The organism is Kitasatospora sp. NBC_01300, assembly GCF_041435235.1.
Lineage (GTDB): Bacteria > Actinomycetota > Actinomycetes > Streptomycetales > Streptomycetaceae > Kitasatospora.
The window spans coordinates 7,332,384-7,355,642 of the sequence record NZ_CP108408.1 but is presented as its reverse complement, the minus strand read 5'-3'; the positions used below and the strand labels follow the sequence as shown (position 1 = coordinate 7,355,642).

The window sequence follows — 23,259 nt, the reverse complement described above, 5'->3', positions numbered from 1 at the left end:
ACCTTCCACCGGTCGGCGCCCAGCCTATCGGCGAGTCTCGTGGTTGCTTATTGAAACCAGAATATGCCAGGGTGACGTGGTAGCACTTTGAAACCAGTCGGTCGTGCCCGCCACCAGGAAGACCCGCCCATGACCTCGCCCGCCCGCGCCACCGCCGCCGACACCGCCGAAGCGCCCCCGCGCGGCCTGCCACCCGCCGCCGCCTGGCTCCTCTCCGTCGCCTGCGGCCTCGCCGTCGCCAACGTCTACTACTCGCAGCCCCTGCTCGACCTCATCGCCGCGGACCACGGCATCGACCCGGCCACCATCGGCCTCGTCGGCACCCTCACCCAGACGGGCTACGCGCTCGGCCTGCTGCTGCTCGTCCCGCTCGGCGACCGCGTCAACCGCCGCACCCTCACCACCGCGCAGCTCGGGCTCTCCGTGCTCGCCCTCGCCGCCGTCGCGCTCGCCCCCTCCGCGTCGCTGATGCTCGCCGCGATGGCCGCCGTCGGCGTCCTCGCGGTGGTCGCCCAGGTCGTCGTGGCGTACGCGGCCTCGCTCGCCGCGCCCGCCGACCGGGGCCGGGTGGTCGGCACCGTCACCAGCGGCATCGTGGTCGGCATCCTGCTCGCCCGCACCGTCGCCGGCACCATCGGCGACCTCGCCGGCTGGCGCGCCGTCTACGTGGTGTCCGCCGTCGCCACCGGCGCGATGGCCCTCGCCGTCGCGGTCGTCCTCCCGGCCGAACGCCACCGGCCGTCGGCTCGAACCGGGCAGAGCGCGCAGACCGAGCAGACCTCGCAGACCGCACGGATCAGCTACCCCCGGCTGATCGGCTCGGTGTTCACGCTCTTCGCCGAGGAGCCCGTGCTCCGCGCCCGGGCGGTCCTCGCGCTGCTCACCTTCACCTCCATCACCGTCCTGCTCACCCCGATGGTGCTCCCGCTCGCCGCCCCGCCGTTCAACCTCAGCCACACCCAGATCGGGCTGTTCGGCCTGGCCGGCGCCGCCGGGGCCCTGGGCGCCGGCCACGCGGGCCGCCAGGCCGACCTCGGTCGGGCCGAACGCACCGCCGGCATCGGCCTGTCGGCCATGCTCGCCGCCTGGATCCCGGCGGCCCTGCTGCCGCACTCGGTGTGGTGGCTGGTGCTCGCCATGGTGGTGATCGACTACGGCCTGCAGTCCGTACACGTGGTCAACCAGCACCTGCTGTACCAGGTCCGCCCCGAGGCGCAGAGCCGGCTCACCGCCGGGTACATGCTCCTCTACTCCGCCGGCTGCGCGGCGGGCGCGATCGGCTCCACCGTCGTCTACGAGCGCTGGGGCTGGACGGCCGTCTGCCTCCTCGGCGCGGCCACCAGTCTGGCCGCACTGCTCTACTGGCTTGCCAGGAAGCAGAATTGACGCAACCCCCGAACCGCTCCTCCCCCTGATCCGACGGCACGTCACGGGGCGGGTATCGTCCCGGCCATGAAGGCAGTGTTACGCCGGGTGTGGTCCCTTCCGTTGGCGGGCGCGGTGGTCTCGCTGCTGGTGCTCTGCTGGAGCCTGTTCGCCGCGTCCGCGCAGTGGCGGGCCGCGAGCCGCATAGACGCCGCGCCGCTGCGGGTGGACGGGACGGTCGGCGCCGTGGCCCTGCGCAAGGGCGGTTGGCTCTACACCGTCACCTACCGGGTGGGGGATCGCGACTACCGCACGTCGGCGCTCGGCCTCAAACGGGTCGAGAAGCCGCACGTCGGGATGACCGTCCCGCTGGAGGCGGCGGCCGACGACCCGGCCACCGTCCGCGTGGCCGGTGACCACTACCCCAACGACGACATGCCCGCGACCTACGTGCTGGCCGCGGTGGGCGCCACGGCGGTCCTGCTGTGGCTGGTCGGCCTGCTCGTCCAGCGCGCCCGGGGCCGCACTCCCCTCCCGTGACGGCCGGTCCGGCCGCCGGGCCGGTTCGCCCGCCGCCTCGCGGGTGCGGCCGCACGGCGCCCGGCGCCGCCCGTCAGTCCACGCAGGGGATGCCGCCCGCCTTGACGGCGGGGCCCTGCATGGGGAGGCCGGCGGCGGGGTCGGTGGCCGCGTCGCCCGGCCCGGTGGCGGCGGCGGTGGGGCTGGGGGTGCGGGTCACGGCGAGGGTGACGACGATGTGACCGGGGGCGACGACGGCGGCCGCGGTGGCGGTGACGCCGTAGCGGGCGGCGAGCTGCTGGGCGTCGGCCTTGGCGCCGCTGCCGTAGGTGACGGTGGTGGCCCTGGTCCTGGCGGCGGCGTCGCCGATCCTCCCCGGCTGGTAGCCGAGTTCGGTGAGGGCCTTGGACTCGGTGGCGGCCGCGCCGGCGCCCGCGACGGCGTTGACGTCCACGACGGCCCTGGTCGCCGTCGGGGAGGCCGCGGACGGCGAGGGGGTGGCGGTCTCGGCGGCCGTCTCGGTGGGCGCGGGGACGGCCTGGACGGGGGCGGGCTCGCGGTTGAACAGCTGCCGGACGATCTTCTTGATCAGCTCCGGGTTGACGGTGTTGACCTCCTGCCCGCCGACGGTCTTGAACCCGGTGATCGGCAGGGTGTTGAACTCGACGTTCCCGCCGGTGAGGTTGGGCGCCTGCTGGGCGAAGTCGAGGATGTTCCACTCGTTGTCGATGACGACGTCCTTCTTCACCACCCCGAACAGCTTCTGCATCTGCCCGAAGTCGTTGAGGATGCCCTGCTGCTTGAGCCGGTACTCGACGGAGGAGATGAACGCCTGCTGCCGGTGGGTGCGGTCGAGGTCGCCGTTGGCGAGGTGGTGGCGCTGGCGGACGAAGGAGAGGGCCTGGGCGGCGTCGAGGGAGCTGATGCCCGCGGGGAGCTTGAGGCCGGTTCCGCCGCCTTCGTGGGCGGCGGTGCGGGCGACGATCGGATCGTCGACGGGGTGGTTGAGGCAGACCTGGATCGGCTCGACGGCCTTGGCGATGTCGTAGAAGCCGATCAGGTTGACCTCGGCGAAGTGGTCGATCGGGACGTCGAGGAAGCTCTGCACGGTCTGGATGGTGGCGGAGCGTCCGGCTTCGCGGCTCTGCCGTTCCAGGTCGGCCTTGGAGAGCCCCTTGCCGGCGAGTTTCTGCTCGGCGGCCACCTTGGCGATGCCGTAGGCCTCCTTGATCTTGTGCATCTTGCCGTCGGCGCCGGCGGTCTGCACGTAGTCGTCGCGCGGGACGGACAGCGCGGTGACCTTGCCGCCGTTGGCCGGGATGTGCAGGACGATCAGGGCGTTGGTGTTGTAGCCGCCGATCTCGCTCGACCCGGCGTGCAGTTCGTCCTCGACGAACTGCTTGGGCAGGTCGTTGCCGTCCATGTCCTTGCGGCTGTCGAGGCCGATCAGCAGCAGGTTGACGGACTTGTCGAGGTGGGGCGGGGCGTTCTTCTTGGCCTCGCTCAGCGCGGTCGACTTGGTCATGCCGTCGTCGAGACTGCGGTACTCGTACCAGGTGAAGCCGCTGGCGCCGAGGACGGCGACGGAGACGGCGCAGGCGAGGGTGCGCCCGGCGACGGTCAGCGGGGCGGGGCCCCGGCGCGGGCCGCGGCCGCGCGGGCGGAGGCGGGCGGCGCGTTCAGCCACGACGGCTCCTTCCGGCCGGGGTGCCCGCACTGCGGGGCCGTCGGCGGTCGAGCGCGACGCGGACCGCGACGACCAGCAGCGCGACCCCCACCGCCGCCGCCATCACCGGGAACGCCCCCACCACCCACCGCAGCGCGCCGGTGCCGAGCTGCTTGCCCTGGTACGCGTCCCGGTTCGCCAGGTACTCGATGCCGGCGGCGCCGAGCAGCACCACGAGCGGGGCCGCGGTGACGACCCACCAGCGGCCGGCCCGGCTGCACAGCGCCGCCGCGGCGCCCGTCCCGCCGACCGCACCGACCGCGAAGAGCACGCCGACGCCGGGGCCGCCGAGTTCGTCCGCGACACCGCCGAGGACGGGCAGGCCGACGGCGGTGAGCAGCACCGGCAGCCGGCCGCCCCGGCGGGCCTGCGGCCGGCGGCGGGAGGCCCCGGTCCGTGGCGGGCGGGCGGCGGGCGGCGCGGCGGGCTCCGCCCGGTCGGCCGCGCGCGAGCGCTGCGCGGGCAGGGCGGGGTCCTCGGTGCGCGGTCCCGCGTCCTGGTACGGCGTTCTCGCCCGCTGCCCGGCCATGCGCACTTCCCTCGCTCGTTTCGGCTGCCGCGGCGCGTGCGCGCCGCTGTGCGTGCCGGGACGCGTTCCGTCCTGGTGGCGGTTCCCAACTTCTACAGTGCTGTAGAAGCTGGGCTGGAGCATACAAACCCATTTCAGCAAAGTCACCCGCCGTCCTCCGGCAGCGGCCGAGCGCCCGGTGGGCCGTCGTTAGGATGGTCATGATCCCCCGCCACGTCGGCACACCATCAGGAACGCGTCAGAGGAGCAGAGCGTCACCATGTTTGAGAGTCTGAAGAACCTCGCGGACAAGGCCACCGACCTCGCCCGCGAGCACAGCGACGTGCTCGGGCAGGGCCTGGACAAGGTCGGCGACGTGATCGACGACCGCACGGACGGCAAGTACAGCGGCCAGATCGACACCGGCGTCGAGAAGGCCAAGGGCTTCCTGCGCAACCTCGACGGCGAGCAGAAGCCGGCCGAGTAGCCTGCCACCGGGCGCGGTCGCCGGCACGATCGACAGTACGACGGTCGAACAAGGACACGGGCGCACGGGGAGGGGTCGGCAGCGATGAGCGAGGGGCAGCAGGGGTCGCGCTGGGGGCGCTGGCTGGTCGTCGGCGTACTCGTCGCGGCCGGGTGGGGCATCGTCCACGGCGGCGACCACCCCACCACGGCGTCGTCCGACGCCTCCCCGTCGGCGACCCCCTCCCCGGACGGTGCCGCGCCCTCCGCGTCCGCGCCCTCCCCGTCCGGGCCCGCCGCGACCGCGCCGTCGAAGCCGTCCGGCCGCTACGACCCCGCCGACTACGCGGCCCCGGTGCGCCGCTACGCCGCCGAGGCCGGGGTCGACCCGCAGCTGCTGATGGCGATCCTCTACAACGAGTCCTACAAGCCGCACGACCCGGAGCTCGAACGGGCCTGGCAGCGCGGCAAGCCCGAAGCCTCGTTCGGCATCGCCAACATGCACCGCGCCGCCTTCGACGACACCAAACCCGGCCGCCCCTTCGCCGACCGCAAGTGGGAGGAGCTGCCGGACGACCGCGACCTGGCCGTCCAGGCGGCCGCCTGGCACCTGCACGACCTGGCCGGGCAGCTCCCGGCGCGGCCGAGCGCGCCGCTGAACCACGACGAGCTCCTCGCCCTCGGCTACAACGCCGGCGCGGGCAACATGCTGGCCTTCGCCCGGGGGGTCAAGGTGGGCTCCCAGGCGCAGTCCTACCTCGACCGGCTGCACGACAACTGGGCCAAGTCCGGCACGGCCGTCCAGTAGCGCGGTCTCCCCGGGCCCCGGGGAGACCGCTCCGGGGATCAGCTGGCGCCGAGGCGGGCGGCCCACTGCGCGCGCCAGGCCAGCGCGTCGGCGACGCCCTCGGCGATGCCCCGCCGCGGCTGCCAGCCGAGCAGCTCGCGGGCGGTGTCGACGGCCGCGTAGCAGCCGATCACGTCGCCAGGCCGGGGGCCCGCCTCGCGGACGTCGAGCTTCGCGCCGACGGCCTGCTCGAAGGCGGCGATCAGCTCGCGCACGGTGGTGCCGTCGCCCGTGCCCACGTTGATGACCCGGTAGCGGTCCTCGGCGCCCTCGGCGATCACCTCGTCGAAGCGGAGCAGCGCCGCGACGTGCGCCTCGGCGAGGTCCCGGACGTGGACGTAGTCGCGGATGCCGGAGCCGTCCCTGGTCGCCCAGTCGACGCCGGTGACGGTGAACGGGGTGCCGTTGGTGTGCGCCTCGATCAGCTTGCCCAGGGCGTGGGTGGGGTTGAGGTCCTGGAGTCCGGTGCGCAGCCGCGGGTCGGCGCCGATCGGGTTGAAGTAGCGCAGGGAGATGACCCGCTGCCGCTCGGCGCCCTCCCCCCTGGTCCAGTCCTGGAGCACCTGCTCCATCATCAGCTTGGTGCGCGCGTAGGGGCTGTTGGCCTCGACCGGGCTGCTCTCGTCGACCCGCGCGTCCGGGGTGGGCGCGTAGATGGAGGCGGAGCTGCTGAAGACGACGCGGGTGCAGCCGTGGCGCTGGAGGGCGTCGAGCAGTTCGACGGTCTTGCCGACGTTCTCCCGGTAGTAGAACAGCGGCCTGGCCACCGAGTCCGGGACGACGATCCTGGCCGCGCAGTGCACGGCGGCGTCGATGTCCGGGTGCTCGGCGAAGATCCGGTCGAGCAGGGCCACATCGGCGACGTCGCCCTGGTAGAACACCTTGCCCTCGACGAACTCGGCCCGGCCCTTGGACAGGTCGTCCAGGATGACCGGGGTGATGCCCTGGTCGAGGAGGGCGAACACCACCGAACTGCCGATGAATCCCGCGCCGCCGGTGATCAGGACCTTCTTCATGCGCGGACGCTCCCTTGCGGTCGGCCGGGCGCCCGGTGGCGCCCGGTGACTTCTGGGACGGTGGTTCGCGCTCGACGGTTCCGCCGCCGGGCTCAGCGGCGGCGGAGCCAGAAGCCGGTGGCGACCAGCACGACGGCCGCTACGGCGGTGCCGATCGCGGCCCAGGCGGCGGCGTCGGGCGTGGTGTCGGAGGGGGTGTCGCGGGCGTCGGAACGGGCCCGGGCGGCGTTGTCGGCGACCGTCGGGGCGGTCGGGGCCGTGGGTGTGGGAGTGGGTGTGGCCGTGGATGCGGGCGCCGGTATCGGGGCCGGGGCGCCGGTCGTCGCGCCCGTCGCCCCCGGCAGCGGCGGATCGCCGACCACCGCGGCCTCGACGTCGAGTTCACCCTCGCCGTGCCCCGGCGAGGGGAACGCGCAGTCGACGCTCACCCGCCAGTGCCCGGCCGGGAGGATCTCCCGGGTGGTGTACGTCCCCGGCTCGCCCGGGACGGCGACCAGGCGCCAGGGGCCGACCGTGCGCCCGTCGGTGGCCGTCGCGGCCAGCGTGCCGGTGAACTCACCGGTGACCGGGTCGTGGTCGTTCTCCCAGGTGGCGACGGTGCTGACGCGGCCGTTCCGCTGGCCGGAGACGTCCAGGTGGACGGTGTCGCCGTGGGCGGCGACCGGCACGGCTGCGGGCAGCACGGCCGCACCGGCGAGGGCGAGGGCGACGACGAGGGGGCGGGTTCGCATGGCGGGCAATCCTCGTGAGGGGTGAGGGGCAGGGAGCGGTGACGCCGGGTGCGGGCGGCCGCCGGGTGGTGGCGGCGCCCGCACCCGGCGCCGCCGGACGGTCTCAGGAGGCCTTCAGCAGCGGCCGGTTGTTGCACGGCCGGCCGTTCGGGCTGCTGGAACTCCCCCGGGGCTGGTCCGACGGTTCGCGCCCTGCGAGAACCGTCGGACCAGCCCTAGCCGACCACCGTAGTACCAGCGGCCGTCGAGCCCGAGCACCAGCGCGCCGCCACCTGACGTGAAGTTAACCGGCCGATGCCGAAGGCGAGTTGCCGCTACGGAGGGCGCGGCTCCGCGCTCCGGCGTCCCATCGCGTTTTCCCCTCCTCGTACGAGGTGCGGGCGTCCCGCGGAGCGGCGCCCGCACCTTCCGGCACTCAGGAGAGCGGCGGGCCGCACGGGAATAACGAAAACCTCTTGCGGAATTCGGCCCGCTTGCGCGCGGCGGGCCGGGTCGCGCGGAGCGGACGGCGCCGGAGGCGCGGACCGAGAGCGGGCCGGGAGACCCCGGGGGCGGCCCCGGACGCGACGGTGCCGGGAAGCGCACTCGGGGGGTGTGCGCTCCCCGGCAACGGGGTGGTGGCGGCCACCCGGCCGGAGTCCCGGGGCGTGGGCTCAGACGGCCGTGACGGAAATGCTAGGGCGTGCCACGGGGCCCTGAACAGAGTCCTGAACTGGCCAATTCCCGCCCAGGACATGCCAGCTGGGGCCGCTGGCCGACGCTCCGTCGACCAGCGGTCAGGCCGCCGCCCGCACCGGGGCCTGCTGCGCCGCCGCCCGGCCGCCGGCGCAGCCGCCGTGCAGTCGGGCCAGCCCGGCGGCCAGCCCCGCCCGGTCCCCGGCGAGCCACAGGCGCAGCGCGGCGGACAGCGCGGCGCTGGCCGGTCCGCTCGACGGGCCGCCGGTCCGGGCGATCCGCTCGCCCAGCAGCGGCAGCAGGTCCGCGATCGGGGCGGGCAGCCAGAGGGTCAGGGCGCAGGGGGCGGGCCGGGCCAGGACGCGCCGCAGCGGCAGCGCGGAGGCGTCGTCGTGCAGCGCGGGGATGACCTCCAGCAGGCCGTCGACCACCACCTCGGAGACGTCCCCGCCGTGGCCGCGCGCGAGGGCCCGCAGCAGCGCGCGTTCGGCGGCGGTGATCCGGACGGTCAGCATGACCTCGTCGCAGTCCATGGTCCCGGTTCCCCTGTCGTGGAAGTCGTGGCGGTCGTGGCGGTCGTGGCCATCGGGGCCGGTGGGCCCGCCCCGGTGGTTCTCCTGCCCGTCAACGAGGCTCCGCTACCGGCGTTATCAGGCCGTAGTGGCCGTCGTAGCGGCGGTAGAGCACCCGGGCACGGCCGTCGCCGGGGTCGGCGTAGCAGACGAACGGGCCGCCGGTCAGCCAGAGCCGCCGGGCCGCCTCGGTGAGGTCGAGCGGGCCCGCCGGGTCGACGCCCGTGGACCGGCCCGCCCCGGGCGCGCCGCTGAGCGGGCAGCGGTGGACCAGCGCGTCCCGGCCGGTCGCGGCGTCCGCGAAGAGGTGGAACGGCCGGTCCAGCGCGAGCAGTTCGCGGGTGGCCTGCTCGGGGGTGCGGCGGGCGAGGACGACCTCCTTGCGCCGGGCGATCCGCCGTTCGGCGAGCGGGCGGGCGGCGTACTGCGGGCGGTAGGCGCTCTCGTGGGCGGCGGCGAATCCGATGTCGCCCTGCTCGCGCAGCCGGCCGGCCCGGCCGGCGAGGGTGCCCAGGACGACGTCGACGGCCTCGCGGGCGGTGGCGGCGGCGAGTTGCACCCGGACCGGGCCGACGCCGGCCAGGTCGACGTCGGCCTGCGCGAGGGCGGGCCGGGCCATGGCCCGGTCGCGCACGCGGGTGAGCCGGATGCGCAGCGCGCGGGTTCCGGGGCCGAGCCCGACCGCCGTGTCCAGTGCCTGCGCCCGGGCGTACTCGGCGTCCTCGCGCGGCAGCTCGCCGCGGATCTCCACCCGGACGTCGAGGGCGGGCCGGTGGCGCAGACTGGTCATCAGGGTCCTCCTTCTCCTGGACCATGCTGGCCCTCGGGCGGCCGGGCGGCGAGGGTCCAAAGACCCTGCGCGAGGGGCCCGGCCCGGAACTTTCCGGTGGGGCCTTCACCGCAGGTCAGCACCACGTTCCGGGGCGGTCGGAGCCAGTGCGGATGATCGACCGTTGGAGTGATCCGCCCGCGTTCGGCGCAACGCCCGTCGGACCGGCGCGTTTGCCATGACGTGCGCCCCTCCAGCCGGGGCACGCGCGGATCCGCGCGAGCCGGCCCCCCACCTCCCGGCCGGCCCGCCGGGGCCCCCGGTATCGTCCGCACCGGCTCCTCTGATGAGAGGTACTGACATGACCCTGCTGACCGAGACGCGGCAACGGGGCCTCCCCCCGAGAACCGCACCGACCGCACCCCGCACCACCCGCGCGGCCGTCCCCCCGCTCGCCCCCGGCGCGGTTCCCGGCCTCGGCCACGCCGCCGCCCTGCTGCGCGACCCGCTCGGCTTCCTCGGCTCGCTCTCCCGGCACGGCGGCGTCGTCCGGATCCGGCTCGGGCCGCGCACCGTCTGCGTGGTCACCGACGCCCCGCTCGTCCACACCCTGCTCGTCGCCCTCGCCTACGACTGCCCGCGCGGCGCCGTCCAGGACACCCTCAAGACGGCCTTCGGCGACGGCCTGCTGATGTCCGAGGGCCAGGCCCACCGCGACCGCCGCCGGATCATCCAACCCGCCTTCGGGCCGGACCGGATGGCCGAGTACGTCGCCGTGATGCACCAGGTCACCGAGGAGCGGGCCGGGCGCTGGCACCCCGGGCAGGTCCTCGACGTGGCCAAGGAGATGAACCACCTCGCGCTGGAGATCGTCACCCGCTCGCTGTTCGACGCCCGGCTGAGCGAGGACGCCACCCTGGCCTTCCACCAGGCCCTGCCGGACCTGGTGAAGGGCCAGATCGTCCAGTCCCTCTACCCGCACCCGGCGCTCGCCCGGCTGCCGCTGCCCGTCAACCGGCGCTTCGACGCCGCCGTCCGGGTGCTCAACCAGGTCGTCGACCAGGCCGTCAGGCCGACGGGCCCCCGATCCGCCGAGCGGGGCGGCACCCTGCCCGCCCTGCTGCGCGCCGCCACCGACCCGGGCACCGGCCGGCCGCTCACCGAGGCGGACGTCCGGTCCGAGGCGATCACCATGTTCGGCGCCGGCACCGAGACCGTCTCCACCACGCTGACCTGGCTCCTCGACGAACTCCTGCGCCACCCCGAGGTGGAGGCCCGGGTGCTCGCCGAACTCGACGAGCACCTGCCCGCCGGCGCCGCCCCCACCCCCGAGGCGCTGGCCAGGCTCACCTACACCCGCAGCGTCACCCAGGAGGTGGTGCGGCTGCACGCGCCCAACGCCTTCCTGATGCGCACCGCCCAGGTGCCGGTGGACCTCGGCCCGTACCGGATCCCGGCCGGCACCGAACTGCTCTACAGCCTCACCGCACTGCACCGCGACCCGGACCGCTACCCGGACCCGCTGCGCTTCCGCCCGGAGCGCTGGCAGTCGGGCGGGGTCGGGCGGCACTCCTTCCTCCCGTTCGGGGCCGGCAAGCACAAGTGCATCGGGGAGGCCTTCGCCTGGGCCGAGCTGACGGTCGCGGCGGCCGCGATCCTGCGCCGCTGGCGGCCGGTGGCCGTCCCCGACTCCCGGGCCCGGGAGGTGGTGTGGACGACGGTCCAGGCGCACGGGCTGCGCGTGCGGCTGGCCCCGCGCGGCGCCCGGATGGCCCGCCCGGACAGCCCGCCGGACGGCCCGGCGGACGGCCCGGCGGGGGACGACGGGGTGGGGAACGACCGGGCAGGGGACGACCGGGCGCGCGTCGAGGCCGCGCCGGCGGCCCGCTGCCCGATGAGCGCCTCCGCCACGGCCCCCGCCGCGCCCCAACTCCCGCAGCGGTCCGGCGAACTGCGCACGGCCGCGGCCCGGCACGCCGCCTGGGTGGTCGGCCGCAACCTCCTCACCCCGCCCGAGATGACCCGCTACGGGGCCTACGCCCTGCACGAGTTGATCGGCCACGCCTTCCCCCGCGCCCACGGCGCCAACCTCGACCTGCTGGTGGACATGCTGGGCTGGTTCACCATCCTCGACGACCGCTTCGACGGCCCGCCGGGGTGCCGCCCCGCCGAAGCCCGCGCCGTCGTCGACCCGCTCATCGACGCCCTGCGCCGCACCGGGGCCGATCGGACGGGTGTCTCCGCGCCGGTCGGCGAGGGCCCGGCACCGCGCTCGGGCGACCACCTGCTCCGCGCCTGGCACGACCTGTGGAGCCGCCAGGCGCAGGGCATGTCGCGCAACTGGCGCGTCCGGGCCGCCCGGGAGTGGCAGGCCTGTCTGGAGACCTTCCCCGCCGAGGCCGAACACCGCGCCCGCGGCACCGTCCCCGCCCTCGGACTGCCCGAGACCATGCGGCTGCGCCGCCATGGCAGCTGCCTCTACCCGTTCATGAACATACTGGAACGGGTCCACGGCGCCGACGCCCCCGCCGCCCTCCACGCGGAGCCCGCACTGCACCGGCTGCGTGCCAACACCGCCGACGCCGCCACGCTGATCAACGACCTGTACTCACTGGAGCGGGAGGAACGCCAGAGCGCGGCCGCCTTCAACACCGTCCTCACCCTGCAACGGATCCGCGGCTGCACCCGCAGCCGGGCCGTCGGGGCCGTCCGCGCCCGGGTCGCCCGGCTGCGGCGGGAGAACGAAGCCCTGCGCAGCGACCTGCGCCGCCGCCACCCGGCCGGGCGCTGGTACCTGGACGGCACCCGGGAGCTCATCGAGGGCGTCCAGGCCTGGACCAGCACCAGCGACCGCTACCTCGTGAAGGACGGCCCTCGGGCGTAGCAGGTGCCTACTTGCGGCCGCCGAGCGCGAACAGCAGCAGCACGAAGCCGGCGAACAGGTGCGTGGCGAAGATGTAGATGCCGGCCCGGATGAGCATGGCCTTGCGTCGGCGCTTCTCCTCGCGCATGCCGTCGCTCGTGCTCTCGCTCATGGCGGGGGTTCTCCTCGGGTCGGCCGGCCGGGTCGGGCGCGGGTTCGGCGGGCCGGCCGGGTTCGTCGGGCCGGCCAGGTTCGCAGGGGTCCTCGGGTCCAGCCGGCCCGAGGGCCTCGGCGGGCTCAACGGTGCGACCGGCCGCCGGGCTCGCGCAGTTCGGTGAGCAGCGCGCCCTGGTCGGTGATCAGCTCGGTCAGGATCCGGCGCGCGGCCCGCAGCAGCTCGGCCACGTCCGGGGTGCTGAGCGCGTACACCACGGTGTTGCCCTCGCGGGTGGCGGCGACCAGCTGGGTACGGCGCAGCACCGCGAGCTGCTGGGAGAGGTTGGAGGGCTCGACCTCGATCTCGGCCAGCAGCTCGCGCACCGGCCGGGGCCCGTCCTGGAGCAGTTCCAGCACCCGGATCCGGACCGGGTGGCCGAGGGTGCGGAAGAACTCCGCCTTGGCCTGGTACAGCGGGACGGGCATCGTCGGCGCCCCTCCCTCGGGTACGGCTCGATGGGCGTGCGGCCGCGTCCTCACCGGCGGCCGGCAAGCATCATCGCCACAGATGAAGGTTTCTTCAAGTCGTCACAGTGGGCGCCCGGCCGCCGCCTGCCGGTCGCCCGGCCCGCCGGGGCCGCCCCCGAGTGGTCCACGTCACATCCGGAGGGTGCCCGGGAACGCCGGAAGCCGAGCCCGGGACGCTGCCAACTCCCGGACTCGGCGCTCATGGTGAGGTTCCGTCAGCAGCCTACAGGTACATCCACCTCGACCGGGGCCGGCCCCCGCGAGATCGATTCGACGGAGAAGGTCGCGTGGAGGACCGAACCGCACGGCACGGTCACGCTGACGCCGTCGACCCGCACGGTGGCAGCCGTGAACACGGCGCGCACGCTCGCCGAGCCGAGCGACTCGCCGCCGACCACCCCGGCCGACAGACGGGTGAGCAGCTCCTGCGGCTTCGGCGGCCACGGGGTGTCCGGGGTGGGCGGACCGGCCAGGCCGATCTGCCCGTACAGCACGACACTGCTGCCGGTGACCTCGGCGCAGACCTTGGTCGACAGCCCGGCCTGGAGACCGTTGTAGCCACAGGTCGTCACCGTGGCGACGGTCGCGGCGGCATCGCCGGTCGACGCGGCGAGCGCCGGCACCGGCGCCGCGAGCAGGGCGACGACACCGGCCGCGCCCGAGGCGATCCGTGTGATGCGGTTCATTGCCTTCTCCTTCGGAGGATACGAGGAACGATCAGAACAGGTGAGGTCACATGTGACATTTCACATGTGCCATGACGAGACTTTGCCATGCGATTCCCATGCGATGACCGGGATTCTGCCTTCGAACTGCCGAGCAGACCGAAACCAGACCTTCGATGGCGCAATCCCACCCCGGAGGGTCAGGGTCCGCGCACCTGCCACGGCCGGTCTGCCCGGTGCCCGGCGCGGACGGCGGCCGCCCGCCCCCGCAGGCGTCGGCCCGGGGACGGCCCGGACGGCGGCCCGCCCCCGGGCGGGCCGCCGCCGGCTCAGTCCAGGGAGGCCCGCAGGGCGTCGACCCGGGTGACGGCGTCCGCGAAGGCGGCGCGGTCGAGGCGGCCGGAGTCCAGGGCGTCGGCGAGGGCCGTGGTGGCGTCCTCGGCCTGCTGCGGGTCGCGGGCCGAGCAGAGGATCAGGTCCATCCCGGCCTCGGCGGCAGCGACCGCGCGGTCGCCCGCGCCGCCGTACGAGGCGAGGGCCTCGGCCTCCAGCGCATCGGTGACCGTGACGCCCTGGAAGCCCAGGCGGCCGCGCAGCTCGCCCTGGACCACGGCGGGCGACATCCCCGCCGGGCGGTCCGGGTCGAGCGCCGGGTAGACCGCCCAGGAGGCCATCACCAGCCGGACACCCGCCGCGATGGCCGCCCGGTAGGGCTCCTCGCCGCGGGTGCGCAGCTCGTCCAGCGGGACGGACAGGGTGACGGGGCGGTCATCGGTGTTCTCGCCGTTGGCGGCCGAGCCCAGCCCGGGGAAGTGCTTGGCGGTGGCGGCCACGCCCAGGCCCTGCTGGGCGGCGAGGAAGGCGCTGCCCAACTCGCCGACACCGGACGGGTCCTGGCCGTAGGAGCGCTCATGGCGGTCGATGAAGTTGCCCGGGGTGTCGTAGACGTCCAGCACCGGCGCGAGGTTCACGTTGAGCCCCGCGTCCGCGAGCGTCCCGGCGGCGCCGGCACCGGCGCGGCCCGCCGCGCCGAGCGGGTCGGGGTCCGATCCGGTCCGGCGGGCGGAGAATTCGGGCTCGCCGGGCAGGCGGCGCACCTTGCCGCCCTCCTGGTCGGTCATCAGCAGCAGCCCCTCGGGCACCGGCGACTGCGCCGCCGCCTCCCGCAACTGGCCGACGGCCTCGGCGAGTTGCGCCTGGCTCGTGACGTTCTCGGCGAACAGGATGACCCCGGCCGCCCGCCCCTCCCGGATCGTCTGCAGCACGCCCGGCGGCGGTGTCGGACCGGCGTACGAGAGTACGATCCGGCGCCCCGCGAGCTGCCGCGCGTCCTGATCGGCCATCTCCGCCGCCACCGTCCCCCCTCCCGGGGCAACTGCCTGCCCCGGTATCGAATCCGGTATCGACGCCGGAACGGACACCGGTGCCGACGCCGGTGCGGACGCCGACACCGACCCGGCCGGAACCGGCCCGAGCGTGGCCGCCAACACCACCAGCATCGCGCCGAACTGGACGGTGCGCCGAAGCACGGCCATCACGCCTCCCTGAGGTCGGCAGCGGGATACGGCCCGTCAAGGCACCCGAGCCCGTCAAGGCGCCCGAGCCTGTCAGGGCACCCGAGCCCGTCGCCACCATAGCCCGGACCCCGGAGGAGCACACCCGCGCCGGAGCGGACGGGGGACCCGGGCGCCGACCGCCCTCAGACGGAGCGGCGCAGCAACCGCCCCAGGACGGCGATCCCCTCCGCGATCTCCCCCGGCGCACCCGCCGCGTAGCCGAGCACCAGCCCCGGCGGGTACGGCAGGCGCGCGTGCCAGGACAGCGGCTGCACTTTGACGCCCTCGGCGAGCGCCGCCGTGGCCAGTTCGGTGTCCGTACAGCGCGCCCCGAGCGGCAGGGTGAGCATCAGGTGCAGGCCGGCCGCCGCGCCGTGGACGGTGGCGCCGGGGAGGTGGGCGTGGACGGCGGCGATCATCGCGTCCCGTCGGCGGCGGTGGCGGTGGCGCAACAGCCGCAAGTGGCGGTCGAGTTCGCCGGACTCCATCAGCCGGGCCAGCACCAGCTGCGGCAGCACCGGGTTGCCCAGGTCGGCGAACCGCTTGGCCTCCAGGACGGCCTCGCGCAGCCGCGCCGGCACCAGCAGCCAGCCGGTGCGCAGCGCGGGGGCGAGCAGCTTGGAGATGCTGCCCGCGTAGCAGACCTGCTCCGGCAGGGCGGCGCGCAGCGCGGGGACGGGCGGGCGGTCGTAGCGGTGCTCGGCGTCGTAGTCGTCCTCGATGACCAGGCCGCCCTCGCCCGCCCAGCGCAGCAGTTCGCGCCGCCGCTCGCCGCCGAGGACGACCCCGGTCGGGTACTGGTGGGCCGGGGTGAGCAGGACGGCCGGGGCGCCGGTGGCGCGCAGCGCGTCGACCCGGACGCCCTCGGCGTCGACCGGGACGGGCGGGGTCGCGGCGAGCCAGTGGGCGAGGTGCTGGCGGGCGCCGAGCGAGCCCGGGTCCTCGACGGCGACCTCGGTGACGCCCACCCGGCCGAGCGCCCGGCCGAGCAGGGCGAGGGCCTGGGCCGTCCCGGCGACGATCAGCACCTCGTCCGGGTCGGCGCGGATGCCCCGGTTGCGGGCCAGCCAGTGGGCGACGGCCCGGCGCAGCGCGGGGGTGCCTCGGACGTCTCCGTAGCCGAGCTCGGCGGCGGCGAGGCCGTCCAGGACGGCGCGTTCGGCGCGCAGCCAGGCGGCGCGGGGGAAGGCGGCGAGGTCGGGCACACCGGGAGTGAGGTCGATCCGGGCGGGCGTGCCGCGCAGCAGGTCGAACACCTCGGGGTCGGGGTCGGCGTGGAACAGGACGGGCTCCGGCCGGGCGCGCGGCGGGGACGTGTCCGACGACGGGAACGCGGCCGACGACGGGGGCGCCGGGGCCGCGACGACGACGGTGCCGCCCCTGCCCCGGCCGGCGATCTGGCCCTCCTCGGCCAGGCGCCGGTAGGCGTCGGTCACCACGCCCCGGGAGACGCCGAGTTCGGCCGCCAGCCCCCGGTGGCGGGCAGCCGGCTGCCCGTGGGGAGACGGCCGTCGGCGATGGCCTCGCGCAGCCGGCGGGCGAGCCAGCCGGTGAGGCCGCCGGGCGGGGCGTCGGCGGTGTCGAGCTGGAGGAAGTCGGCGCCCGGGTCCGCCTGTTTGGACCTGCCGTCCGGCGCTTCTTTGGACCTGTTCACCGGACCATTGTGGCGCGAGGGTGGGGCCATGACCACGGAAACGGCATCACTGAACGACCGGCAGGACGCCGCGGGCCCCGGCCGCCCCTCCAGCCGCCTCCCCGGCCACGACTGCGCCCCGGACTACGTCCACGGCTACTCGGAGACCGAGGCGCAACGGCTCGGCGACCAGGCGGACACCCTCGCCGAACTGCTGCACGCGGGCACCGCGTACCCGGTGGGCAGCCGGGTGCTGGAGGCGGGCTGCGGGGTGGGGGCGCAGACCGCGCACCTGCTGGCCGCCAGCCCCGGCGCGCTGCTGACGGCGGTGGACGTCTCCGCGGAGTCGCTGGCCCGGGCCCGGGCCCGGGTGGCGGCCGAGGCACCCACCGCACGGGTCACCTGGCACCACGGCGACCTGCACCGACTCCCCTTCCCGGACGGCGCGTTCGACCACGTCTTCGTGTGCTTCGTGCTGGAGCACCTGGCCGACCCGGTGGCCGCGCTGACCGCGCTGCGGCGGGTGCTGCGGCCGGGCGGCACGATCACGGTGGTCGAGGGCGACCACGGCTCGGCCTTCTTCCACCCGCAGGGCCCGGCGGCCCACGACGCGGTCGACCTGCTGGTGCGGCTCCAGGCGGCGGCCGGCGGTGACGCCCTGCTCGGGCGCCGCCTGTACCCGCTCCTGACGGAGGCCGGCTTCCGGGACGTGGCCGTCCGCCCCCGCACCGTCCACGCCGACGGTGGGCGCCCCGCCCTGGTCGAGGGCTTCACCCGGCGCACCTTCGTCGCGATGGTCGAGGCCGTCCGCGCCGAGGCGCTGGCCGCCGGTCTGACCACCCCCGACGCCTTCGACCTCGGCATCGCCGAACTGCGCCGCACGGCCGAGCCGGGCGGGACGTTCCACTACACCTTCTTCAAGGCGGTGGCGGTCAACCCGTAGGCCGGGCGGGCGGGGAGGTCCGCCCACGCGCCCGCCCGCTCACTCCGGGCTGTCGCCGAGGGCGGCCAGGAGGGCGCGCATGGCGTCGACGAGGGCGGCGGTCCCGGGGTCGTCGAGGCCCGCGAGGAGGGCGCGCTCGGTGGCGAGGTGGTCGGGGAGGGCGCGGTCGATGAGGGCGTGGCCCTCGGGGGTGAGCGCGACCACGCGGCTGCGGCCGTCCTGGTCACTCTGGGTGCGGGTGACCAGGCCGCGGGCCTCCAGACGGTCGAGGCGCTGGGTGATGGCGCCGGAGGTGACCATGGCGGACTGCATCAGCCCGGTGGGGGTGAGGCGGTAGGGCGGGCCGCTGCGCCTGAGGGTGGCGAGGACGTCGAAGGAGGCGGCGTCCAGGCCGTGTTCGCCGAAGGTCCGGTTGAGCTCCGCGTCCACCAGGCGGTAGAGGCGCTTGAGCCGGCCGAACACCTCCATCGGGGAGACGTCCAGGTCGGGGCGCTCGACGGCCCATTGCGCGACTACTCGGTCCACATGATCTGCATCTGCCACAGGTTCAGGGTAGGGGATCCCGCCGGGTTTCCTTAGCGGTGAGGTAACTGTGAGCCACGTCACCCCGCCAAAGCGGTGAGAGATGTCTTAGCGCTGAGATACATTTGCTTAGTGCTAAGAAATCGCCTCGGAATCGTGCTGGTGACGGCGATAGCCCCCGCCGTCTGGGGGTCGACGTACATCGTCACCACCGAACTGCTCCCGCCCCACCGTCCGCTCCTCGCGGCCGTCCTCCGGGCCCTGCCCGCGGGACTGCTGCTGATCGCCGTCACCCGCCGGCTGCCGAAGGGCAGCTGGTGGTGGCGCGCACTGGTCCTCGGCGCGCTGAACATCGGCGCCTTCCTCGCCCTCCTCTTCATCGCCGCCTACCGCCTCCCCGGCGGGGTCGCCGCCACCGTCGGCGCCGTCCAGCCGCTGATCACCGCCGGGCTCTCGGCCGCGCTGCTCGGCGACCGGCTCACGCCGCGCACGGTGATCTGCGGCATCGCGGGGATCGCGGGCGTCAGCCTGCTGGTCCTGCGGGCCGACGCCCAGCTGGACGCCGTCGGCGTGGCCGCCGCGCTCGCCGGCGCGGTCGTCATGGCCACCGGCGTCGTCCTCTCCAAGCGCTGGGTCTCCCCCGCCCCGCTGCTCGCCATCACCGGCTGGCAGCTCACCGCCGGCGGACTGCTGCTCGTGCCGGTCGCACTGTTCGTCGAGGGCGCCCCGCCGTCCCACCTCACCGGCGGCAACCTGCTCGGCTACGGCTACCTCAGCCTGATCGGCGCGGCGCTCACGTACGCGCTCTGGTTCCGCGGGATCCGGGCACTGCCGCCGACCTCGGTCTCCTTCCTCTCGCTGCTCAGCCCGGTGGTCGCCACCGCGATCGGCTGGCTGGCCCTCGGGCAGGGCCTCAGCCCGCTCCAGGCACTCGGCGCGCTGATCGTCCTCGGCTCGCTGATCTCGGCCCAGACCCGGCGCCGCCCTGGCACCACCACGCCCTCAGCGCCCGCCGCGCCCGCCATGCCCTCCGCCCCGGCCTCCGCACCGCCCGTCCGCGAGAACGCCTGACCCCGCCCCGCCTCCGCCGGCCCCCCTCCCGCACTCCCCGACCCCCGCCCAGCAGCCGCTGGCACCCACCACATCAGGAGAACGTCCATGCACATCACCGTGTTCGGTGCCACCGGCAACGTCGGCAGCCGGGTGGTGACCGAGGCGCTCGCCCGCCGCCACCGGATCACCGCCGTCCTGCGCGACCCCGCCAAACCGCACGGCCTGCCGGCCGCCGTCGCCCTCGGCATCGGCGACGCCCGCAACCCCGAGGACGTCGCCCGCCTCGCCGCCGGGCAGGACCTGGTGATCACCGCCACCCGCCCGGCGCCCGGCAGCGAGCACGAACTGTCCGCCGCCACCCGGGGCCTGCTGGCCGGTCTCGCCGGAACGGGCGTGCGCCTGCTGGCCGTCGGCGGCGCGGGCAGCCTCACCCTCCCCGGCCGCGGCGGGACGGCCCTCGCCGACGACCCCGGCTTCCCCGCCGAGCTCAGGCCGATCGCCCGGGCCTGCCGCGAGCAGCTCGACCTCTACCGCGCCGCCGACCCGGGCGTCGACTGGACCTACCTGAGCCCCGCCGCCCTGCTCGAACCCGGCGAGCGCACCGGCCGGTTCCGGCTCGGACGGGACGAACTGCTGGTGGACGCCGAGGGCGCCTCGGCGATCTCCATGGAGGACCTCGCCGTCGCCCTGCTCGACGAGGCCGAGCAGCCCGCGCACCGCCGCACCCGCTTCACCGCCGCGTACTGACCCAGGACGTGTTTCATCATTCCCGCCGGGCGCGCGAATGATGGAACACGCCCTGGGGCGATCCTCCGTGTCCGGGGTGTACCCAGCACCACCCCGGACACGGAACCCCGCATGATCGACCGTCAGGGCGGGCTCGGACAGGATCGTTCCCGTGAACACCAACGCATCGAACACCACGGCCTCGCGCACCATCACGCCGAGCACCACCGCGCCGAACACCGCCGCCTCGCACACCCCGGCGGCCGGCGCCACCGCCTCCCGCACCCGGCGCGCCGCCCTGGCCGTCGCCGCCGCCGTCCTGGCCGGCCTCGCCGTACCGGCCACCGCCAGCGCCGCCCCGGACGCCGGCCGGAACCCGGGCGACGCCGAGGCCGCCCCCGCCCGCTACACCCACCAGACCCTCGCCTGGCAGCCCTGCGCCAAGCAGCCGGCCCTGGACTGCGCCACCATGACCGCCCCGCGCGACTGGCACCACGCCGACGCCGGCGCCGACGTGACGATCGCCGTCTCCCGGCACCGCGCCGGCGACCCGGCCAAGCGCAGGGGCACGCTGCTGATGGCCGCCGGCGGCCCCGGCGCGTCGGGCCTGCTGCGCCCGGCGAACCTGGCCACGGCCGCCCCGGCCGTCGGCGCCGCGTACGACATCGTGGGCTTCGACCAGCGCGGGGTCGGCGAGAGCACCCGGGCCGTGTGCCAGACGCCGGAGGAGTTCCAGGACTTCCTGGCCGGCGACTTCCGCGACCAGTCCCCGGCGGCGATCGACCGGGTGGTCGCCAACTCCAAGAAGTTGGCCGCCAGTTGCCAGGAGCGCACGGGCGACCTGCTGCCCTACCTGAACACCGAGCAGACCGCCCACGACATCGACCTGTTCCGCGGCCTGCTCGGCGAGCAGAAGCTCAGCTACTTCGGCCCCTCCTACGCCTCGATGATCGGGGCCTACTACGGAACGCTCTTCCCGCACCGGGTCGAGCGGATGGTCCTGGACAGCAACATCGGCTTCGACGGCACCTGGGAGAAGTTCGAACTGGGCCAGCCGATGAGCTTCCAGCGCCGCTTCGACGAGGACTTCGTACCGTGGCTGGCGGCCCGCGACGCCAGCTACCACTGGGGCTCCACCCCCGAGGAGGTGCAGGCGCACTGGGAGCAGCGGCGCGCCGCACTGCACGACCGGCCCATCGTCGACGGCTCCCTGACGATCGGCCCGAACCAGCTGGACAACGGCGCGATCAGCGCGATCTACGAGCGGGAGACCTTCCCCTTCCTCGCCCAGGCCCTGACCGCCGTCGACGACTGGCAGGGGGCCGACCCCGCGGCCAGGACGATGGCCGGGCGGCTCTTCGGCCAGTACCTCAGCCCGGAGTTCCTCGCCGAGTACTTCTCGGTGACCTGCAACGACACCCCGTGGACCAAGGACATGGACACCTGGGTCCAGCGCGGCGCGGAGAACACCGCGCGCTACCCGCTGGCGGGCGCGCGCACGCTGGCCTTCAGCGCGGTCTGCGCGGCCTGGCCGACCGCGCCCGCCCCCAAGGTCAAGGTGACCGGCGCCCACCTGCCGACGGTGCTGATGCTCAACTCGGTGCACGACCCGGCGACGTACTACGAGGCCGCGCTCGGCGCGCACCGCGCGCTGCGCGGCTCCAAGCTGGTGACCGTCACCGGGAGCGGCGACCACGGCCAGTACCCCACCGCCAACTCCTGCGTCACGAACGTCGTCGAGAGCTACCTGCTGGACGGCCGCGCCCCCGAGCGCGACCTCGTCTGCCCCACCCCGTAGGGGGGTTGAGCGCCGAGCCGCTCAACCGCGGCCGCCGGGGCACGCGTCGGGTGAGGCACGGCGGCCCGCGACTGGCCGAAAGGCGGCGAAAGCCCCAGCGGGCGGCCGCTGTTGGGCCTCACCTCCCCCGGCTCCGGGGAATACTGCGATGGACGTAGTCGCCACACACGGGAGCGAGCCCATGGTGAAGGTCGTCGAGACCACGGATACTCAGATCACCGCCGCAGTGGCCGAGCAGGCGCAGCAGGCCAGCCTCGGCCTGCTGCGCCAGTGCTTCCTGGTGCTGACGAAGAAGCGACTCTTCGGCCAGCCGCGCGAGGAGGAGAAGCTCCGGGTCTACCATTTCGACCACGGCCTGGCACACGAGGGCGGGGGCATGGAGCTCACGGTCTTCCGCTGGGACGAGGTCTCGACCGTGATGCAGTCGACCGTCGCCCACTACTCGCACAACATCTACACCGAGACGGACTTCTCCTACCAGTTCATCCGGGAGGACGGGGAGACGTTCACGATCGACGGCAAGTACCGCGACCCTCGGCGCGCCAAGCTCAGCGGCGGGGACAAGGGCACCCAGCTGGGCAGGTGGGCGGAACTGGGCGAGGTCGCCGCACACTACGTCGCGGCCACCCAGCTGTCCGGGGCCCGGGCCTCACTGGCGGACGGGGAGGAACTGGCCTTCGGTGACCTGCTGGTCAGCTCGGCCGGCCTGCGCACGGTGAAGCGCGGTCTGGTGCCCTGGGACGACATCAAGTCGATCAGCGTGGTCAACGGCTACCTGGTGGTCAGGAAGGACGGCAAGTTCCTCTCGCTGTCGAACACCGCGGTCAGCCGGATCCCGAACTACGCGCTCTTCATGATGCTGCTGGGCCGTTCCGGCTGACGCGCGGCCGGCCCGGACAGGCCCCGGAGCGCCGTCAGGACCGCGAGTCGTCCGCCGTGCGCCCCAGCCGCGACCGGAGCCAGGCGAAGGCGGCGGCGAGCCCGGCGAAGCCCCCGACGGCGAGCTTGATGCCGGCCTTGGCGACGATCCAGCCGACCCAGGGGACGCTCCAGCCCAGCCAGTGGAAGACGGCCAGCAGGACGGCGGCGCCGCAGAGGACGGCGAGCACCGTCACGCCCACGGCGGCGGCCCGCGAGAGCTCCCGCGGGCCGTCGTCCGTCGCGTCCTGCGCCTGGTCGCCCGTCAGCTGCTTCGTGTCCCCATCACCCATGGGGATCATCCTACGGATTCCTCACCGGCGGGCGCGATGGGTGTCGCCGAGGTGCTCGCCGGTCTCGTCGTCGGGGAAGCTGACGGCGAGGGTGACGCGGTACTCGTCCACGTCCTCGCGGTGCCCCGGCACCCGGGCCCAGGCGAGCGAGTGCACCTCGGCCGCGGGGGCCTGACGGCACCAGGCGGCGGCCTCCTCCAGTACGCGGGCGGCCGAACGCCCGGTGCACACCACGGCGGTGTACGCGGCGACGGCGAGGTCCCCACCGCTGCGGGCGACCCGTGAGACCGCCCGGACGGCGGCCGCGGCCTGGGTCAGGTCGCGGGCCAGGTCGTCGACCACCCGAGGGGGGGCCGGCAGGACGACCGCTCCCTCGGCGACGGTCTCGGGCAGGTTCGCGCTCACAGTCCGG

At 74.9% G+C, this 23,259-nt stretch carries 23 protein-coding genes and 1 pseudogene; 10 read left to right on the top strand and 14 right to left on the bottom strand.

Features of this window, described 5'->3' with window-relative positions; genetic code table 11:
- The first annotated feature begins 129 nt into the window (after positions 1-129).
- Both OG556_RS31770 and OG556_RS31765 read left to right on the top strand, forming a co-directional pair.
- Positions 130-1,386: an MFS transporter gene (locus tag OG556_RS31770; RefSeq protein ID WP_371522214.1), complete on the top strand. Its 1,257-nt coding sequence runs from the start codon at positions 130-132 to the stop codon at positions 1,384-1,386.
- A gap of 66 nt (positions 1,387-1,452) precedes the next feature.
- On the top strand, positions 1,453-1,905 hold the full coding sequence (locus OG556_RS31765; protein WP_371522212.1) for a hypothetical protein: 453 nt from the start codon (positions 1,453-1,455) through the stop codon (positions 1,903-1,905).
- A 73-nt stretch (positions 1,906-1,978) separates the two neighbouring features.
- Here the strand turns inward: OG556_RS31765 and OG556_RS31760 are convergent, their stop codons facing one another.
- Complete coding sequence (locus OG556_RS31760) at positions 1,979-3,571, bottom strand: LCP family protein (RefSeq protein ID WP_371522210.1); 1,593 nt, start codon at positions 3,569-3,571, stop codon at positions 1,979-1,981.
- Positions 3,564-4,139 carry a DUF6542 domain-containing protein gene (locus OG556_RS31755; RefSeq protein ID WP_371522209.1) on the bottom strand — a complete coding sequence of 192 codons (576 nt, stop codon included), beginning with the start codon at positions 4,137-4,139 and terminating at the stop codon, positions 3,564-3,566. The genes OG556_RS31760 and OG556_RS31755 overlap by 8 nt, the downstream gene beginning before the upstream one ends.
- A gap of 259 nt (positions 4,140-4,398) precedes the next feature.
- Here OG556_RS31755 and OG556_RS31750 point away from each other — a divergent pair, with 259 nt between their 5' ends.
- Positions 4,399-4,605 (top strand): antitoxin, encoded by a 207-nt coding sequence (locus OG556_RS31750; RefSeq protein ID WP_280680643.1) that lies wholly within the window; start codon positions 4,399-4,401, stop codon positions 4,603-4,605.
- Between the two features lie 84 nt (positions 4,606-4,689).
- A complete protein-coding gene (locus tag OG556_RS31745) occupies positions 4,690-5,391 on the top strand; it encodes a transglycosylase SLT domain-containing protein (RefSeq protein WP_371522207.1) in 702 nt (233 codons plus the stop codon).
- Between the two features lie 38 nt (positions 5,392-5,429).
- Here OG556_RS31745 and galE read toward each other — a convergent pair whose 3' ends face one another.
- The 4 genes from galE to OG556_RS31725 all read right to left on the bottom strand — a co-directional run bounded on the left by galE (position 5,430) and on the right by OG556_RS31725 (position 9,214).
- Positions 5,430-6,446 carry a UDP-glucose 4-epimerase GalE gene (gene galE, locus OG556_RS31740; RefSeq protein ID WP_371522205.1) on the bottom strand — a complete coding sequence of 339 codons (1,017 nt, stop codon included), beginning with the start codon at positions 6,444-6,446 and terminating at the stop codon, positions 5,430-5,432.
- A gap of 92 nt (positions 6,447-6,538) precedes the next feature.
- Complete coding sequence (locus OG556_RS31735) at positions 6,539-7,177, bottom strand: hypothetical protein (RefSeq protein WP_371522203.1); 639 nt, start codon at positions 7,175-7,177, stop codon at positions 6,539-6,541.
- Between the two features lie 776 nt (positions 7,178-7,953).
- Entirely contained in the window at positions 7,954-8,385 is a 432-nt protein-coding gene (locus OG556_RS31730) for a hypothetical protein (RefSeq protein WP_063350641.1), read from the bottom strand.
- Between the two features lie 91 nt (positions 8,386-8,476).
- Positions 8,477-9,214, bottom strand: coding sequence for a sigma 54 modulation/S30EA ribosomal C-terminal domain-containing protein (locus OG556_RS31725; RefSeq protein WP_371522201.1), 738 nt, complete (start codon positions 9,212-9,214; stop codon positions 8,477-8,479).
- A gap of 340 nt (positions 9,215-9,554) precedes the next feature.
- Here OG556_RS31725 and OG556_RS31720 point away from each other — a divergent pair, with 340 nt between their 5' ends.
- Positions 9,555-12,077 carry a cytochrome P450 gene (locus tag OG556_RS31720; RefSeq protein WP_371522199.1) on the top strand — a complete coding sequence of 841 codons (2,523 nt, stop codon included), beginning with the start codon at positions 9,555-9,557 and terminating at the stop codon, positions 12,075-12,077.
- Between the two features lie 7 nt (positions 12,078-12,084).
- Here OG556_RS31720 and OG556_RS31715 read toward each other — a convergent pair whose 3' ends face one another.
- The 5 genes and pseudogenes from OG556_RS31715 to OG556_RS31695 form a co-directional block, all read right to left on the bottom strand.
- Positions 12,085-12,228, bottom strand: a complete 144-nt coding sequence (locus tag OG556_RS31715; protein WP_350879374.1) for a DUF6126 family protein — start codon at positions 12,226-12,228, stop codon at positions 12,085-12,087.
- A 125-nt stretch (positions 12,229-12,353) separates the two neighbouring features.
- Positions 12,354-12,698 (bottom strand): ArsR/SmtB family transcription factor, encoded by a 345-nt coding sequence (locus tag OG556_RS31710; protein ID WP_371522197.1) that lies wholly within the window; start codon positions 12,696-12,698, stop codon positions 12,354-12,356.
- Between the two features lie 257 nt (positions 12,699-12,955).
- Positions 12,956-13,426 carry a hypothetical protein gene (locus tag OG556_RS31705; protein WP_371522195.1) on the bottom strand — a complete coding sequence of 157 codons (471 nt, stop codon included), beginning with the start codon at positions 13,424-13,426 and terminating at the stop codon, positions 12,956-12,958.
- A 308-nt stretch (positions 13,427-13,734) separates the two neighbouring features.
- Entirely contained in the window at positions 13,735-14,748 is a 1,014-nt protein-coding gene (locus OG556_RS31700; protein ID WP_371522193.1) for a glycoside hydrolase family 3 N-terminal domain-containing protein, read from the bottom strand.
- Between the two features lie 356 nt (positions 14,749-15,104).
- A pseudogene (locus OG556_RS31695) lies at positions 15,105-16,645 on the bottom strand (PLP-dependent aminotransferase family protein).
- Here OG556_RS31695 and OG556_RS31690 point away from each other — a divergent pair.
- Positions 16,644-17,537 (top strand): L-histidine N(alpha)-methyltransferase, encoded by an 894-nt coding sequence (locus tag OG556_RS31690; protein WP_371522191.1) that lies wholly within the window; start codon positions 16,644-16,646, stop codon positions 17,535-17,537. The pseudogene OG556_RS31695 and the gene OG556_RS31690 sit on opposite strands and share 2 nt — an antisense overlap.
- A gap of 39 nt (positions 17,538-17,576) precedes the next feature.
- Here OG556_RS31690 and OG556_RS31685 read toward each other — a convergent pair whose 3' ends face one another.
- Positions 17,577-18,080: a MarR family winged helix-turn-helix transcriptional regulator gene (locus OG556_RS31685; RefSeq protein WP_371522189.1), complete on the bottom strand. Its 504-nt coding sequence runs from the start codon at positions 18,078-18,080 to the stop codon at positions 17,577-17,579.
- A 111-nt stretch (positions 18,081-18,191) separates the two neighbouring features.
- On the opposite strand from OG556_RS31685, the gene OG556_RS31680 reads away from it, so the two are divergent.
- The 4 genes from OG556_RS31680 to OG556_RS31665 all read left to right on the top strand — a co-directional run bounded on the left by OG556_RS31680 (position 18,192) and on the right by OG556_RS31665 (position 22,516).
- A complete protein-coding gene (locus OG556_RS31680; protein WP_371522187.1) occupies positions 18,192-19,130 on the top strand; it encodes an EamA family transporter in 939 nt (312 codons plus the stop codon).
- Positions 19,131-19,217: 87 nt separating this feature from the next.
- The gene (locus OG556_RS31675; protein ID WP_371522185.1) at positions 19,218-19,859 is read left to right on the top strand and encodes an NAD(P)-dependent oxidoreductase; all 642 of its coding nucleotides are present in this window, start codon (positions 19,218-19,220) and stop codon (positions 19,857-19,859) included.
- 151 nt (positions 19,860-20,010) lie between these two features.
- Positions 20,011-21,636: an alpha/beta hydrolase gene (locus OG556_RS31670; RefSeq protein WP_371522183.1), complete on the top strand. Its 1,626-nt coding sequence runs from the start codon at positions 20,011-20,013 to the stop codon at positions 21,634-21,636.
- Between the two features lie 181 nt (positions 21,637-21,817).
- Positions 21,818-22,516 (top strand): DUF6585 family protein, encoded by a 699-nt coding sequence (locus tag OG556_RS31665; protein WP_371522181.1) that lies wholly within the window; start codon positions 21,818-21,820, stop codon positions 22,514-22,516.
- Between the two features lie 34 nt (positions 22,517-22,550).
- On the opposite strand, the gene OG556_RS31660 is transcribed toward OG556_RS31665, so the two are convergent.
- Positions 22,551-22,847: a hypothetical protein gene (locus tag OG556_RS31660; RefSeq protein ID WP_371522179.1), complete on the bottom strand. Its 297-nt coding sequence runs from the start codon at positions 22,845-22,847 to the stop codon at positions 22,551-22,553.
- 21 nt (positions 22,848-22,868) lie between these two features.
- On the bottom strand, positions 22,869-23,252 hold the full coding sequence (locus OG556_RS31655; RefSeq protein ID WP_350879391.1) for a hypothetical protein: 384 nt from the start codon (positions 23,250-23,252) through the stop codon (positions 22,869-22,871).
- Positions 23,253-23,259 lie beyond the last annotated feature (7 nt).